Source organism: Pseudomonas sp. ACN5, assembly GCF_002303975.1.
Taxonomy (GTDB): domain Bacteria; phylum Pseudomonadota; class Gammaproteobacteria; order Pseudomonadales; family Pseudomonadaceae; genus Aquipseudomonas; species Aquipseudomonas laurylsulfatiphila.
Window position 1 is genome coordinate 132,754 of sequence record NZ_MRCP01000007.1, and the last position, 14,474, is coordinate 147,227.

14 protein-coding genes and 1 pseudogene are annotated in these 14,474 nt (G+C 61.3%); 8 read left to right on the top strand and 7 right to left on the bottom strand.

Annotation, left to right across the window (positions count from 1 at the left end):
• Window positions 1-120 precede the first annotated feature (120 nt).
• The 5 genes and pseudogenes from BSF40_RS15015 (at window position 121) to BSF40_RS15035 (ending at window position 5,361) form a co-directional block, all read left to right on the top strand.
• Window positions 121-1,869, top strand: a complete 1,749-nt coding sequence (locus tag BSF40_RS15015; protein ID WP_095965687.1) for an FAD-dependent oxidoreductase — start codon at window positions 121-123, stop codon at window positions 1,867-1,869.
• A pseudogene (locus BSF40_RS33525) lies at window positions 1,853-2,278 on the top strand (aldo/keto reductase); the annotation flags it as partial. The gene BSF40_RS15015 and the pseudogene BSF40_RS33525, both read left to right, overlap by 17 nt.
• A 226-nt stretch (window positions 2,279-2,504) precedes the next feature.
• The gene (locus BSF40_RS15025) at window positions 2,505-3,359 is read left to right on the top strand and encodes a neutral zinc metallopeptidase (RefSeq protein ID WP_095965688.1); all 855 of its coding nucleotides are present in this window, start codon (window positions 2,505-2,507) and stop codon (window positions 3,357-3,359) included.
• A gap of 148 nt (window positions 3,360-3,507) precedes the next feature.
• A complete protein-coding gene (locus BSF40_RS15030; RefSeq protein WP_015096933.1) occupies window positions 3,508-4,401 on the top strand; it encodes a neutral zinc metallopeptidase in 894 nt (297 codons plus the stop codon).
• Window positions 4,402-5,361, top strand: a complete 960-nt coding sequence (locus BSF40_RS15035; protein ID WP_095965689.1) for an alpha/beta hydrolase — start codon at window positions 4,402-4,404, stop codon at window positions 5,359-5,361.
• Between the two features lie 125 nt (window positions 5,362-5,486).
• Here BSF40_RS15035 and BSF40_RS15040 read toward each other — a convergent pair whose 3' ends face one another.
• The 3 genes from BSF40_RS15040 to BSF40_RS15050 all read right to left on the bottom strand — a co-directional run bounded on the left by BSF40_RS15040 (window position 5,487) and on the right by BSF40_RS15050 (window position 7,621).
• Window positions 5,487-6,080: an HAD family hydrolase gene (locus BSF40_RS15040; RefSeq protein WP_095965690.1), complete on the bottom strand. Its 594-nt coding sequence runs from the start codon at window positions 6,078-6,080 to the stop codon at window positions 5,487-5,489.
• The gene (gene tesB, locus BSF40_RS15045) at window positions 6,077-6,946 is read right to left on the bottom strand and encodes an acyl-CoA thioesterase II (protein WP_007975794.1); all 870 of its coding nucleotides are present in this window, start codon (window positions 6,944-6,946) and stop codon (window positions 6,077-6,079) included. Before tesB ends, BSF40_RS15040 begins: the two co-directional genes overlap by 4 nt.
• Window positions 6,947-7,051: 105 nt before the next feature.
• Window positions 7,052-7,621: a GNAT family N-acetyltransferase gene (locus tag BSF40_RS15050; RefSeq protein WP_095965691.1), complete on the bottom strand. Its 570-nt coding sequence runs from the start codon at window positions 7,619-7,621 to the stop codon at window positions 7,052-7,054.
• Between the two features lie 79 nt (window positions 7,622-7,700).
• Between BSF40_RS15050 and BSF40_RS15055 the strand changes: the two genes are divergently transcribed.
• Both BSF40_RS15055 and BSF40_RS15060 read left to right on the top strand, forming a co-directional pair.
• Window positions 7,701-8,621 (top strand): histone deacetylase, encoded by a 921-nt coding sequence (locus tag BSF40_RS15055; RefSeq protein ID WP_095965692.1) that lies wholly within the window; start codon window positions 7,701-7,703, stop codon window positions 8,619-8,621.
• Between the two features lie 280 nt (window positions 8,622-8,901).
• On the top strand, window positions 8,902-10,149 hold the full coding sequence (locus BSF40_RS15060) for a TIGR03862 family flavoprotein (protein ID WP_178081984.1): 1,248 nt from the start codon (window positions 8,902-8,904) through the stop codon (window positions 10,147-10,149).
• A gap of 92 nt (window positions 10,150-10,241) precedes the next feature.
• Here BSF40_RS15060 and BSF40_RS15065 read toward each other — a convergent pair whose 3' ends face one another.
• Both BSF40_RS15065 and yedA read right to left on the bottom strand, forming a co-directional pair.
• A complete protein-coding gene (locus tag BSF40_RS15065) occupies window positions 10,242-11,582 on the bottom strand; it encodes a DEAD/DEAH box helicase (protein WP_015096940.1) in 1,341 nt (446 codons plus the stop codon).
• A gap of 78 nt (window positions 11,583-11,660) precedes the next feature.
• Window positions 11,661-12,593 carry a drug/metabolite exporter YedA gene (yedA, locus tag BSF40_RS15070; protein WP_095965694.1) on the bottom strand — a complete coding sequence of 311 codons (933 nt, stop codon included), beginning with the start codon at window positions 12,591-12,593 and terminating at the stop codon, window positions 11,661-11,663.
• 165 nt (window positions 12,594-12,758) lie between these two features.
• Here yedA and BSF40_RS15075 point away from each other — a divergent pair, with 165 nt between their 5' ends.
• Window positions 12,759-13,214 (top strand): Lrp/AsnC family transcriptional regulator, encoded by a 456-nt coding sequence (locus BSF40_RS15075; RefSeq protein ID WP_007994028.1) that lies wholly within the window; start codon window positions 12,759-12,761, stop codon window positions 13,212-13,214.
• A 120-nt stretch (window positions 13,215-13,334) separates the two neighbouring features.
• Here BSF40_RS15075 and BSF40_RS15080 read toward each other — a convergent pair whose 3' ends face one another.
• The gene (locus tag BSF40_RS15080) at window positions 13,335-13,940 is read right to left on the bottom strand and encodes a PolC-type DNA polymerase III (RefSeq protein WP_007975805.1); all 606 of its coding nucleotides are present in this window, start codon (window positions 13,938-13,940) and stop codon (window positions 13,335-13,337) included.
• 22 nt (window positions 13,941-13,962) lie between these two features.
• A complete protein-coding gene (locus BSF40_RS15085; protein WP_007975807.1) occupies window positions 13,963-14,442 on the bottom strand; it encodes an NYN domain-containing protein in 480 nt (159 codons plus the stop codon).
• Window positions 14,443-14,474: the final 32 nt, after the last annotated feature.

Consider the following 14,474-nt stretch of genomic DNA (forward strand, 5'->3'; position numbering starts at 1 on the left):
ATCTGGAACTGAGCGTTCGATAACCGCCCGCTTTATACCCTCCTGGCTTGTTCGGCGTTACCTGACTCTTATATTTTCTGGAACCAGATTCCAAAACAATAGAACACCGGAGTTCAAACAATGCCTGCACAAGCGCACTTTCTTCCCGACATCGATTGCGATGTGCTGATCGTTGGCTCCGGTGCGGCGGGACTGTCAGCGGCCGTGACCGCCGCATGGCACGGACTGAAAGTCATAGTGGTGGAAAAGGACCCGGTGTTCGGCGGCGCCACCGCCTGGTCCGGTGGCTGGGCCTGGGTGCCCTGCAACCCGTTGGCCCGGCGTGCGGGCATTGTCGAAGATGTTGAACTGCCGCGCACTTACCTGAAACACGAACTGGGCGAGCGCTTTGATCCAGCGATGATCGACGCTTTCCTGGAGGCCGGCCCGCGGATGGTGTCGTTCTTCGAACAGTTCACCTCGCTGCAATTTTCCGATGGCAATGCCATTGCCGACATGCATGGCGACACGCCCGGAGCAGGCACCGGTGGACGCTCGGTGATCGCCGCCCCTTACGACGCCCGAAAAGTCGGCACACTGCTCAAGCGTCTGCGCAAAACCATGCGGGAAACATCCTTCATGGGCATGCCGATCATGGCGGGGGCGGACCTCACGGCATTCCTCAACCTGACCCGCTCTCTGTCGGCGGCCTGGCATGTTACGCGGCGTTTCAGTCGGCACCTGTTCGATCTCGTCGTACATGGCCGGGCGATGCAACTGGTCAACGGCGTGGCCTTGGTGGCGCGCCTGGCGAAATCCGCCGACGACCTCGGCGTGTTGCTCTGGGAATCAGCGCCCGTGAGCCGATTGCTGCGCGAGAACAATCAAGTACGAGGTGCGGTGGTCAACACCGCCAAAGGCTCGGTGCGCATCCATGCACGCAAGGCCGTGGTGCTCGCGGCGGGTGGCTTCGCCAATGACATCGAGCGTCGAAAGGCACTGTTCCCCCGCACACCGACCGGGCATGAGCATCTGGCCTTGCCGCCCCTCGGCGTTTGCGGCGATGGCCTGCGCCTGGGCGAAAGTGTCGGTGCCCGGGTCAACAGCGACATGGCGTCCGCTGTCGCCTGGGCGCCGGTTTCGCAAGTGCCGCACAGCGACGGCAGCACGGGACACTTCCCGCACATTATCGAGCGGGGCAAACCCGGCATCATCGGTGTGCTGAGCAACGGCCAGCGCTTCGTCAATGAAGCCAACGGCTACTGCGAATACGTTGCGGCCATGGTCGCCGCCGCCCCGCAGGGTGAAGAAGTGGCATCGTGGCTGATCTGCACCCATCGCTTTCAGCGTCGATATGGCCTGGGCATCTCTCGGCCTTTTCCGGTGCCGCTGTCATCCTTCATCCGCAGCGGCTATCTGAAAACCGGCAACACCCTTGAGGAGTTGGCTGCAGCCTGCGGCATCGACCCGGTTGGCTTGCGCAGCACCGTGTCGGACTACAACCGCCACGCACGCAACGGCGAAGACCCGCAGTTCGGTCGTGGTTCCACGCCCTACAACCGCAAGCAGGGTGACGCACTGCAACATCCCAACCCATGCATCGCGCCGATCGAACAAGGCCCGTTCTATGCCGTGAAAGTCCAGCCGGGCAGCTTCGGCACCTTCGCCGGGCTCAAGGTCAACCAGCATGCCCAGGTCCTGGATGATGCGGCGCAACCTATCGCCGGCCTGTACGCGGCGGGCGGCGACATGGCCAGCATCATGGGCGGTCACTATCCCGCTGGGGGCATCAATCTCGGCCCGGCGTTGACCTTCGGCTACATCGCCGCGCGCCACATCGCAGGCGTCACTGCTTATGAAAAGGAGATCGACCATGCAGTACATCGTTAACGCACAGGGTTTGAACATGCCGAAACTCGGCCTCGGCACCTGGCCAATGCTCGGCGAGGAATGCCCGTGCCGTGGAGCAGGCTCTGGCCCTGGGTTACCGGCACATAGACACGGCAGCGGCCTACAACAACGAAGACGCTGTCGGTAAGGCGCTGGCGAACAGTCCGACACCCCGCGAGCAGATCTACGTCACGACCAACGTCTGGTGGGACCAATTGCAACCCGACGCCATGCGTCACTCCATGGACCGTAGCCTCAAAGCCCTGCGCAGCGAATACGTCGACCTGTTCATGCTCCATTGGCCAACCACTGATTGGGATTTGCGCGCACCCTAGAAACCCTGGCGTCGTTCAAGGAGCAAGGCCTGGCGCGCAACATTGGCGTGGCGAAATCACGAAGACCGAGCCTTGATCGCCAGCCTGTCCAAACGCGAGCGTCAGGTCAGCCCGGACTTTGCACCGGCGTGGGACGCGTTCGACCAGCAACCACCCATTTGGCCACCCGTGATCCGCGACATCCGTCATAACGTCAGAGGCAATACCAACTCTTACACATTTCTCCCACACACTTTTAATAGTGCTGTTATTCATAGACTTGGCGAAAAACACTCCAACAATCTATGAGAGACCGCAACCATGCTATGGACCAAGGCAAGACGCAGCGACAACGTGAACGACACGCGCGAGGGCAAGGATGCCCGCACCCTCACAGGGAAAACATTAGGCACCGGGCTGGCCGTCGTTGTGCTGGCAGGCGCAGGACTTTACTCGACATTGGACACGGCACCGGATTCGCCCACGAGCCCCCTTCCTCCAACCGCCACCGCCCTGTCGATTGCGCCCGCAGAAGATCTGCAATTGAAGTTTGTTCAGTCTGTGCTCGGTGATACCGAAGACACCTGGAAACAACTCTTTGCGCAAACGGGACGACACTATCCACAACCCGAACTGACGCTGTACAACAATGACATCCTCTCGGACTGTGGTTATGCCAGCTCCGGAAGCGGCCCATTCTATTGCCCAAGCAATCAGCAGGTGTATCTCAATCTGGAGTTTTTCAAGAAACTGGAGCCGCACTCAGTGATCGCTGACTTCGCACTGGCATACATCATCGCTCACGAAATCGGCCATCACGTGCAGCTTGAGCTGGGACTGTCCGCTCCCTTCGAGAAAGCCTTGCTCGATCAACAACCGGTCAGCGGTGATGGCGGTCTGGAAGTGCGCGCGGAACTGCAGGCCGATTGTCTGGCCGGTGTCTGGGCGCACCATGCGCAACGGCGTCTGGATTGGCTGGAGCCCGGTGATATCGAAGCGGCCCTGAATACCGCTGAGATGTTCGGTGACGACCACTTGCAACGCTCCCGAAACGCCCCTGTTCGGCCCGAAATATTCAGCCACGGCACATCAAAGCAGCGCGTGAGCTGGTTCAAGACCGGTTTCGCCTCAGGCCTGTCGGAGGCATGCGACACCTTCGCTACCGGGAACCTGTGACCCCCGCCCGTCAATGAAGCCGTTAATGCGGCCGAAAGGATAGAACCGCTGACGCTCTAGGCTGTCTGACGACCGGACTGGCGCGGCTCCCACTTGGCAGCAACACTCATCGCACGGCTCGTGACCCGGAACAGAAGAGGACTCCCACATGCTATGGAAAAAAGGCCGACGCAGCGACAACGTTGTCGATGCCCGTGGTGATGATGTCGGCAGTGGCGGCGGTGGGATGCGCTTCGGCGGTGGCAAGGGCCTGAGCCTGACGGCGATCCTGCTGATCGTCGGCATCGGCTGGATCACCGGCCAGGATCCGCTGCAAATCCTCGGACAACTGACCGGGCAAATGGACCAGCAATCGGCGCCCGCCACCAACCAGAGCCGCAAGGCACCACCGGCCAATGACGAAGGCGCGGAGTTCGTGCGCTCGATCCTCGGCGACACCGAAGACACCTGGGGCACGATATTCCAGCAGGCCGGCCGTCAATACAAAGACCCGACCCTGGTGCTGTTCAGCAACCGGGTGAATTCGGCCTGCGGTCTGGCCACCTCGGCCACCGGGCCGTTCTATTGCCCCGCGGACCAGAAGGTCTACCTGGACATGGCGTTCTTCCAGGAAATGTCCCAACGCTTTTCCGCCGCGGGCGACTTCGCCCAGGCCTACGTGATCGCTCACGAAGTCGGACACCATGTGCAGACCCTGCTTGGGGTGTCCGCAAAAATCCAGGCAGCCCGCCAACAAGGCCGGCAGATGGAAGGCGACGGCGGTTTGCTGGTTCGTCAGGAACTGCAAGCCGATTGCCTGGCCGGCGTCTGGGCCAACAATGCACAGAAGCGCCTGAACTGGCTGGAACCGGGCGACATCGAAGAAGCACTGAACGCAGCGAACGCCATCGGTGACGATCGTTTGCAGCAACAGGGTCAGGGCCGCGTGGTCCCGGACTCGTTCACCCATGGCACGTCGGCGCAACGAGTGCGCTGGTTCAAAACCGGTTTCGCCCAAGGCCAGGTAAGCCAGTGCGATACCTTTGCGACGAAAAATCTGTAAATGAAGAAGTGGTTGTTGGTTGTTCTGTTTACTTGCGCAACGTCCCAGGCCGCCGAGCATGAGGTCAAGGAGCTCAGTCCCGGACGCCTGCTGTTGAAATCAGGTGAAATCGCGGTGGGCATCAGCCCCGCCCCGGCAAAAATCGAACGGGTGCTGATCATCCTCCACGGTCGCTTGCGCAACGCGCAAACCTATCTGCAGAGCGGTGAGCACGTGGCCGAACTGGCCGGGCAAAGCGCAACGACCCTGGTGATCGCCCCGCAATTCCTCAATGAAACCGATGTTGCGGTTCATCCGGTGGCCGACACCGTTTTGCGCTGGCAAGGCAATGAATGGATGGCCGGCGGCGAATCCACGGCGCCGTTTCGGCTGAGTTCCTACGCCGCGCTCGACGAAATCATTGCCCGCCTGGGAGATCGCCAGCAGTTTCCGGATGTGAAGCGAATCGTCATCGCCGGGCACTCCGGGGGCGCGCAGGTGGTTCAGCGCTATGCAGTGATCGGTCATGATCAGCCAGCCCTCGAGGCGGCCGGCGTACAGGTTCGCTACGTGATTGCCAACCCGTCGTCCTACGCCTATTTCGATGAGCGCCGGCCCGTGGCGTTCAGTCACGCCGGTTGCCCGCAATTCAATCGCTGGAAGTATGGGCTAGCGGATTTGCCCGCCTACGCCGAAGGACAAACGCCCGCACAACTGCAGGAAAAGTACCTTAAGCGTGACATCGTTTACCTCCTGGGCCAGCAGGACACCAACCCGAATCATCCGGCACTGGATAAAAGCTGTGAGGCCAGGGCGCAAGGGCCGTATCGGTTGGCGCGCGGGCGTTTTTACTTTGATTACCTGAAGCGGCTGCAACCGCAAGGGTTGAAACAGCAACTGATTGAAGTACCCGGAGTCGGGCATAGCGGGGACGGGATGTTTACCTCGCCGGAGGGGCAGAAGGCGTTGTTTGGGGAATGACTCTTGTAGTGCCTGGGCCTGCCTCTTCGCGAGCAAGCCCGCTCCCACACTGAATCTGTGCCGTTCACAAATCCCTTGTGGGAGCGGGCTTGCTCGCGAAAGCGGTTGACCAGGCAACGAGGCAATCAAGCCGACAACATCTGCCGCAACTCGACACAATCCGCCGCATGCCAATCGGTCAATTCCGGCCACGGATTATCCGGCAGGTTCACCAGCACCGTGCGTGCCCCCGCCGCCCGCCCGCAATCCAGATCAAAACGGTAATCACCGACCATCACCATCTCGCTCGCCGGCACCTTCCACGCTTCGGCCAGTTTCAGTAAACCGCCCGGATGGGGCTTGGGCGGTGCTTCATCACGACCCAGCACGTCCTCGACCGCAAAGCAGTCGGCCAGGCCAATAGCCTCCAGCGTGACATGCGCCAGCTCCCGGGCATTGCGCGTGAGAATGCCAAGGCGATAACCGCGCCTGGCCAGCTCACGCACCAACTCCACCGCGCCCGGCGCCGGTGTCGAACCGAGGGCCAGGTCCCGTTCGTGCTCCAGCAGCCACGCATGCTTGGCAGCGGCTTCATCGGCTGGCAGTGCGGCGAGGTGGGTCAGGATGTCGTGTTCGGCAGGAATCGCCAAGGCTACGCGAATCGCTGCGAAGTCGTGCACGGCCACGGTCAGGGTGCCGTCCATGTCGAACACCCAGTGACGCACGTCGGCCAGGCTCACGCCCAATCCTTGCGGTGACGGATCAAGCCTTCCTGAGTGACCGAGGCCACCAGTTGCCCGGCACGATTGAACACACTGCCTCGGGAGAATCCACGGGAGTTGCCGGCCCACGGGCTGTCCATCGCGTAGAGCAGCCAGTCATCGGCACGCAGATTCTGGTGGAACCACAGTGCGTGATCGAGGCTGGCGACTTGCATGTCCTTGTGCCAGACCGATTTGCCGTGGGGCTGCATCGAGGTGACCAGCAGGCCGAAGTCCGATGCATAGGCCAGCAGGTATTTATGCAGCGCCGGCGAATCGGCCAAGGCTCCGTCGGCGCGGAACCAGACGTACTTGACCGGATCGGACGGCAGCGGGTTGTAGGGATCTTTTTCAGTCACCGGGCGGAATTCGATCGGCTTGGGGCACAACAGCTTTTCGCGCATTTTCTCGGGAATCAGGTGCGCGCGCTGCTGGGTCAGTTCCAGCTCCGAGGGCAGATTTTCCGGGCCAACCACAACCGGCATTTTGCTCTGATGCTCAAAGCCTTCCTCGTCGTACTGGAATGACGCACTGCACGTGAAGATCGGGTGGCCCTTCTGGATCGCCGTCACCCGGCGCGTGCTGAAGCTGCCGCCGTCACGCACCCGATCAACCTGATACACCACCGGCAACCCGGCATCACCCGGACGCAGGAAATAGCCGTGCATCGAATGCACATGGCGCGCCTCTTCTACCGTCTGACTCGCCGCCGACAGCGACTGGCCGAGTACCTGGCCACCGAACAGCTGACGAAAACCCAGGTCCTGGCTACGGCCGCGGAACAGATTTTCTTCGATCGGTTCCAGGGTCAGCAAGTCGACCAGATCTTCCAACACTTGGCTCATTCAGACTCTCCTCACGCAAAACATTGCCGCGCAGTCTTGGCTGCAACGGTCGATTCAGTTTCCGGCCCGGGCCAGCATGGGGCCATTGTAAACGTCCGTGCCAGCTTATCCATGCAAGGTTTGCAGCCATTGTTCGCGGCTGATGCGATACAGAAGGTGCCGACGCAACGGATGATCGGCTTCAAGTCGCGGGTGTTCGAAGTCATCCGCCGGGTCATGGTGCATGCCGATGGCCTGCATGACTTTTTCTGACGGCAGATTGGTTTGCGTCGTGAAGGCCACCACCTCTTTCAGCGGCAGTCGGTCGAACCCGCAGCGCAGAGCGGTCCACGCCGCTTCACTGGCGTAACCGAGGCCCCAGTGCTCGCGGGCCAGGCGCCAGCCGATTTCCGTTGCGGGGGTGAATGGCGCGTCGAATCCGACCACATTGAGCCCGGTAAACCCGATGAACTGGCCAGAGTCCTTTCGCTGCAAGGCCCAGAGCCCATAACCATGCTCGGCGAAATGACCACGGATTCGCCCGATCAATGACGCGCTTTCCAGCCGACTCAAAGTGCCTGGAAAATAGCGCATCACCTGCGGATCGGCACACATCGCCGCAAAGTCCGCCAGATCTTCATCGCGCCACTGGCGCAACAGCAGCCGAGCGCTTTCAAGCTCCAGTATTGGCTCCATCGTGCCCCGCCCCTCCATTTCAATGTCGCCAGTCTACAACGCTGGTAGGATCCTTCTCTCATTCCTACATGAAATGACCATGCCACTGCCGCTGATTTATCACGAAGACTACAGTCCCGAGTTTCCGGCGGATCACCGCTTCCCCATGGACAAGTTCCGCCTGCTGCGCGATCACCTGGTGGACAGCGGCCTGACCCGCGACGCCGACCTGCTGCGCCCGGATCTGTGTCCGGCAGACATTCTCGCCCTCGCCCATGACCCTTCGTATATCCAACGCTACATGAGTGGCGATTTGTCCCGCGAAGACCAGCGCCGCCTCGGCCTGCCCTGGAGCGAAGCCCTGGCCCGGCGCACGGTGCGGGCAGTCGGCGGCTCGCTGCTGGCGGCCGAGCAGGCGCTGGAACATGGCCTGGCCTGTCACCTGGCGGGCGGCACCCATCATGCGCACTACGACTACCCGGCCGGGTTCTGCATCTTCAATGATCTGGCAGTGATCAGCCATTACCTGCTGGAAAGTGGTCGGGTGCACCGGGTGCTGATCTTCGATTGCGACGTGCATCAAGGCGACGGGACCGCACGAATCCTGCACAACACCCCGGAAGCGGTAACCGTTTCCCTGCACTGCGAAAAGAACTTTCCTGCACGCAAAGCCGAAAGTGACTGGGACATTCCGCTGCCCAACGGCATGGGCGATGCCGACTACCTGAAGGTGGTGGACGATGCGCTCAACTACCTGCTGCCGCTCTACCAACCGGACCTGGTGCTGTATGACGCCGGGGTCGATGTGCATAAGGACGACGCCCTGGGTTATCTGAAGCTGACAGACGAAGGCGTCGCCGCCCGCGATGAAAGCGTGATGCGCCATTGCCTGGGCCGCGACATCCCGGTGGTCGGGGTGATCGGCGGCGGCTACAGCAAGGACCGCCAGGCCTTGGCCCGCCGCCACGGCATCCTCCATCACAGCGCGCAGCGCGTCTGGCAGTCATCAGGCTGTCACTGAGTTGTGGATGCTTTACCCACAATGCCTGTGGAGCTGCCTGTGGATAACCTGAGTGAAAGGGCCTGCAGCCCACACGGCGTAAAGGCTACAGAGCGGTGGTTGTTTTTTAACCAGCACTGGCAAACACCACCGAACCCTGTGGGAGCGGGCTTGCCCGCGAAGGCGGTGCATCAGATTCATGGATTTCGACTGACACTCCGCTTTCGCGAGCAAGCCCGCTCCCACAGGGATCCGGGCTGCTAGAATGCGCGGCTTATCCAGCCAGGCCGCAGCTCTCATCATGAACCAGCCCTCAACCGCCTCCCCTTCCCGCGTCGCCATCATCGGCGGCGGTCCTGCCGGTTTGATGGCAGCTGAAGTGCTGAGCCAGGCCGGGATCAAGGTCGACCTGTACGACGGCATGCCTTCGGTGGGACGAAAATTCCTCCTGGCCGGCGTCGGCGGCATGAACATCACTCACTCCGAAGCCTACCCGGCATTTCTCTCGCGCTACGCCGAACGCGCCCCGCAAATAGCCCCTCTGCTGCGCGGCTTCGGCGCCGAAGCGCTGTGCCAGTGGATTCACGAGCTGGGCATCGAGACCTTCGTCGGCAGTTCCGGCCGGGTATTCCCCACCGACATGAAAGCCGCACCGCTGCTGCGCGCCTGGCTCAAACGCCTGCGCGACAGCGGTGTAGTTATCCACACCCGCCATCGCTGGCTCGGCTGGAACGAGCATGGCGGTTTGCGAATCGACAGCCCGGAAGGCGAAAAAACCGTGCAAGCCGATGCCACCCTGCTCGCCCTCGGTGGCGGCAGTTGGTCACGCCTGGGTTCGGACGGCGCCTGGATGCTGGCACTGGAGCAGCACGGCGTAGGACTGGCGCCGTTGCAACCGAGCAATTGCGGCTTCGAGGTGCAGGCCTGGAGCGAATTGATGGTCAGCAAATTCGCCGGCGCGCCACTGAAAAATATCGCCATCGGCCTGAACGACGACATCCCCCGGCTCGGCGAATGCGTGATGACCGCCACCGGGATCGAGGGCAGTTTGATCTACGCCCTGTCGGCACCGATCCGCGAAGCGATCAACCAGCACGGTACGGCGACGATTCATCTGGACCTGTTGCCGGGCCGGCCTGTGGATAAAGTGTTGGCGGCGTTGAGCAAACCACGAGGTTCACGCTCGATGGCCAAGCATCTGCACAGTCAGTTGGGCATCGATGGGGTAAAAGCGGCACTTTTGCGTGAACTGACCAGCGCCGAGTGCTTTGCCGATATGGCCTTGCTGGCCAAAGCGATCAAGGCATTGCCACTGACACTGGTGAAAACCCGTCCGCTGGACGAGGCGATCAGCAGCGCGGGCGGTGTGTTGTTCGAGGCGATGGATGAGCGCTTGATGCTCAAGCAAATGCCTGGCGTGTTTTGCGCCGGGGAAATGCTTGATTGGGAAGCGCCGACGGGCGGTTATCTGCTGACCGCGTGTTTTGCCAGTGGGCGAGCGGCGGGGTTGGGGATGGTGGAGTGGCTCAGGAGCAGCGGCAAGTTGTAAGCTGCAAGCTGCAAGCTGCAAGCTGCAAACTGCAAACTGCAAGCTAACGGCTCTGACTTGCCGCTTGTAGCTTACCGCTTGCAGCTGTTTCTTTAAGGCTTACGCTTACGCGGCCCGGTATTGAACACCGGCACCTTGCGCACTGGCTTGATCGAAGGCTCCGCCGGTGCAACCTCTCCGCTGTCCACCCACTTGCCAAGATTGCGTTTGCCACCGCCACCACCGGAAGCCTTGGGCTTCTTCGGTTTCTTCGGCTTCTTGACGACCTGACCGCTGGCATCGGTGTCAGGTACGCGGTGCTCCGGCTCGAAGTCGGGCTCGTTCTGCCGCTTCAAGGTCTGGCGGGTCAGCATCTCGATGGCTGACAGCAGATTCACTTCATCGGCGCACACCAGGGAAATCGCCTCGCCGGTCGAGCCCGCGCGACCGGTACGACCGATGCGGTGGATGTAATCCTCGGCGACGATCGGCAAGTCGAAGTTGACCACCAGCGGCAGGTCTTCGATGTCCAGACCACGGGCGGCCACGTCGGTGGCGACCAGAATCTGCACTTCACTCGCCTTGAAACGATCGAGCGCGCGCTGGCGGGTCGCCTGGGGCTTGTCGCCGTGGATGCCGTCGGCGTTGATGCCCAGCCCCTGAAGTTTTTCCACCAGCGCGTCCACACCATTGCGGGTCTTGGCGAACACCAGTACCTGCTTCCACTTGCCCTTGCGCATCAGGTGCACGAACAGTTCCGGCTTGCGCTTCTTGTCCACCGTCACGATCCATTGCTTGACCGTATTGGCCGCCACGTTGCGCGGGCTGACTTCGATGCTCAGCGGGTCGTTGAGCATCTGCCCGGCCAGCAGGCGGATGTCATCGGAGAAGGTCGCGGAGAACAGCAGCGTCTGACGCTTCTTCGGCAGCGCGCGGTAAATGTTCGCCAACTCCTCGGAAAAGCCCAGGTCGAGCATGCGGTCGGCTTCGTCCAGCACCAGGGTTTGCAGCTGGTTGAACTTCAGCGCGTTCTGGCGGAACAGGTCGAGCAAGCGCCCCGGGGTCGCCACCAATAGGTCGACACCGCTGCGCAGCTTCATCATTTGCGGGTTGATGCTGACGCCGCCGTACACCGCGTAAGTACGCAGCGGCAGGTTTTCGGCGTACTGGCGCACGGCTTCGTGAACCTGCTCGGCCAGCTCGCGGGTCGGTACCAGGATCAACGCGCGGACCGAGTTGGCGGTGACTTTCGGCCCTTCCATGGCCAGCAGTTGCAACAGCGGCAGGGCGAAACCGGCCGTCTTGCCGGTGCCGGTCTGGGCGGCGGCCATCAGGTCGCGACCGGCCAGCACCGCCGGAATGGCTTGCGCCTGAACCGGCGTCGGAGTCTGGTAGCCGAGCGTCTCAAGGGAGCGCAGCAAGGGTTCGATCAGGCCAAGGGTGGCGAAAGTCATGGGAGTACCGTAGGAAAATTCAGCGCGGGTTGTTCAAAACAAGTGTGCAAAACAAGATGCAATGCCGCGCAGTTTACCCTAATTCACTCGGGATTCTGTCGGTACTGCCGACGTCACCACCGGCCGCTCTGGCGCGCGACGCCACTGCGGCAAGCCAATCAAGACCACCGCGCTGATGATCACAGCCATCGCCAGTGCTTCTTCGATGCCGATGGTCTCGCCGACAAACACGATCCCCAGCAACACCGCCACCGCAGGATTGACGTAGGCATAACTGGTAGCCGCCGCCGGGCGCACGTGTTTCAACAGGTACATGTAGGCGTTGAAGGCGATGATCGAGCCGAACACGGTCAAGTATGCCAGGGCTGCCCAGCCTTCGACGGGCGGGACCTTTTCCAGGTGTTCACCGCTGACCGCGCTGGCGATCAGCAGCACTACACCACCTACCAGCATTTCCACGGCACTGGCCATTGCCCCTTGTGGCAATGGCAAGTGTTTGCTCCATACCGAGCCGAACGCCCAGGTCGCCGCTGCAAAGACCAGCAACGCCGCACCCAATGGGCTCGATTGCAGGTTGGAACCCAGGTTGAGCATGGCAATGCCGATCAGCCCGAGCACAATCCCGGCCCATTCGAGACGGGTATTACGTGCGCCCCAGAAATATCCGCACAGCAAGGTAAACAGCGGCACCGTCGCCACCGCCAATGCGGCGACGCCAGAAGCCACCCCGGTGTGCTCGGCGACACTGACTGCGCCATTGCCACAGGCGAGCAGCAACACGCCAATGACCCCGGCGGCTTTCCACTGTGTCCAGGTCGGTGCCGGCGCCCCGCGCCAGCGCAGGAAGGCGTACATCAAGGTCCCGGCAATGACGAAGCGGATGCCGGCGAGCAGCAGCGGTGGCCAATATTCCACACCGATACGGATCACCAGGTAAGTCGAGCCCCAAATCACGTACAAGGCGAAAAAGGCAGCGATCAAAGGTAAGGGAAAGCGACGAAGGCCGGACATGGGGGGCAGCTCACAGGCAAGGACAAGTGAACGGCTATTCTAGAAAGGCTGACGACGGAAAATAAGTTACAAAACTTGTTTAAAGCGCCAGTACACTTTTCAAAACACGGAGTTCAGCGCTATAAACCGTGTTTTCGAAAGTCGACCACTTTCAGGAGTCGCCCCATGGACAAATACGACCGCATGCTGCTCAGCGCCCTGCTGGAAAACGGTCGCGCGTCCTACGCCGACCTGGCGCGCAAGGTCAATCTGTCGGCCCCCGCCGTGGCCGAGCGCGTAGCCAAGCTCGAAGCCAGTGGCGTAATCACCGGCTATCAGGCAAAGGTCGACATGGCCAAGCTGGGCCTGCCGATCCAGTGCGTGATCGAACTGCGCCTGAACCAGCACGGCAACCAGAAGGCCTACGACGACCTGATCAAAATCCCGCAATTGACCGAATGCCATCGAGTGACCGGCGATCCGTGCGTGATCATGCAAGCCGCGGTGGGCTCGATGCCTGAGCTGGAAGAGTTGATCAACCGGATCGCCACGTTCGGGTTCAGCAAAACGTCGATCGTGTTGTCCAGTGCGATAGAGAAGCGGGTGCCGTTGGGGCATATCGAAGGGAATGGCAAGCTTTGATCGAACGCGGAACCTGTAGGAGCGAGCCTGCTCGCGATGGTCGCCAACGATAACGCGGGAAACCTGACACCCCGTCGCGAGCAGGCTCGCTCCTACAGGGGAATTGTGGTGAGTTCGGGATCAGCGATAGCGCTTGAGATGTTCACCCACCTTCGCCGCCGGCACCTTCTGCAACTTGCACAGCAAGTCATGGGACAGCTCGCGCAGGCCATGCTTCTGGAGCAATTCTTCCTCCAGGTGCGCCGTCAGGTTGGCCGCCATCTCGGCATCGGCCATGGCCCGGTGGGCCTTGCCGGTGTGGGGCAGATTGGCAAAGGTGGTGAGGGTGCCGAGTTTGTGGTTCGGCGCGGCGGGCATCAGGCGGCGGGCCAACAGCAGCGAGCAGGCAAAGTTCTGCAAGCGGGTGCGTTTGATTCGCCCCAGTTCGAAGTCCCAGAACTTCTGGTCGAACGCGGCGTTGTGCGCGAGCAAGGGTGTGGTGCCGACGAACTCATTCACTTCGTTCATCACCTGCTCCGCCGACGGCGCGGTGCGCAGCATGGCGTTGCTGATGCCAGTGAGCTGCTCGATGAAAGCCGGGACGCGCACGCCGGCATTCATCAGGCTTTGGTAACGCTCGACGATGCGCCCCTGTTCAAGGATCACCACGGCAATTTCCGTGGCCCGGCAGCTGCTGCTCGGGGAGATCCCGGTGGTTTCAAAGTCGATGACTGCGATGCGTTCCAAACCTGGTTCAACTCCGTAAAAATCAATTCTTGAGCAGCAACGCGCCTTCGATCGGCACGTAGCGGCTGGCGGCGCGGATCAGCGAGTTGGCCGTCAGCCCCGGCACGCCGTAGGCCACGGCTTGCACGCCATGCTTGCTGATGATGCGTTCGAGCAGCATGTCGAAATCGCCATCGCCAGAGGCCAGGACAATTTCATCGACATGATCGGCGGCATCCATGATGTCGAGCGTGATGCCCACGTCCCAGTCACCCTTGGCCGAACCATCGCTGCGCTGGATGAACGGCTTGAGTTTCACGGTGAAACCGAGGTTACGCAGGATCTGCTGGAACTGCTGCTGTTTGCTGTCGCCACGGTCGATGGCGTAGGCATAGGCTTCGACGATCTCGCCCTGCTGGCTGATGTCAGCCCACAGCGCGGCATAGTTGAAGTGGCAACCATAAGCCTGACGCACGGTGTAGTAGAGGTTCTGGACATCGGCGAACACTGCGATTTTTTTCACCGGCTTTCCTCAAGGCTGAATCAGGCACCAGG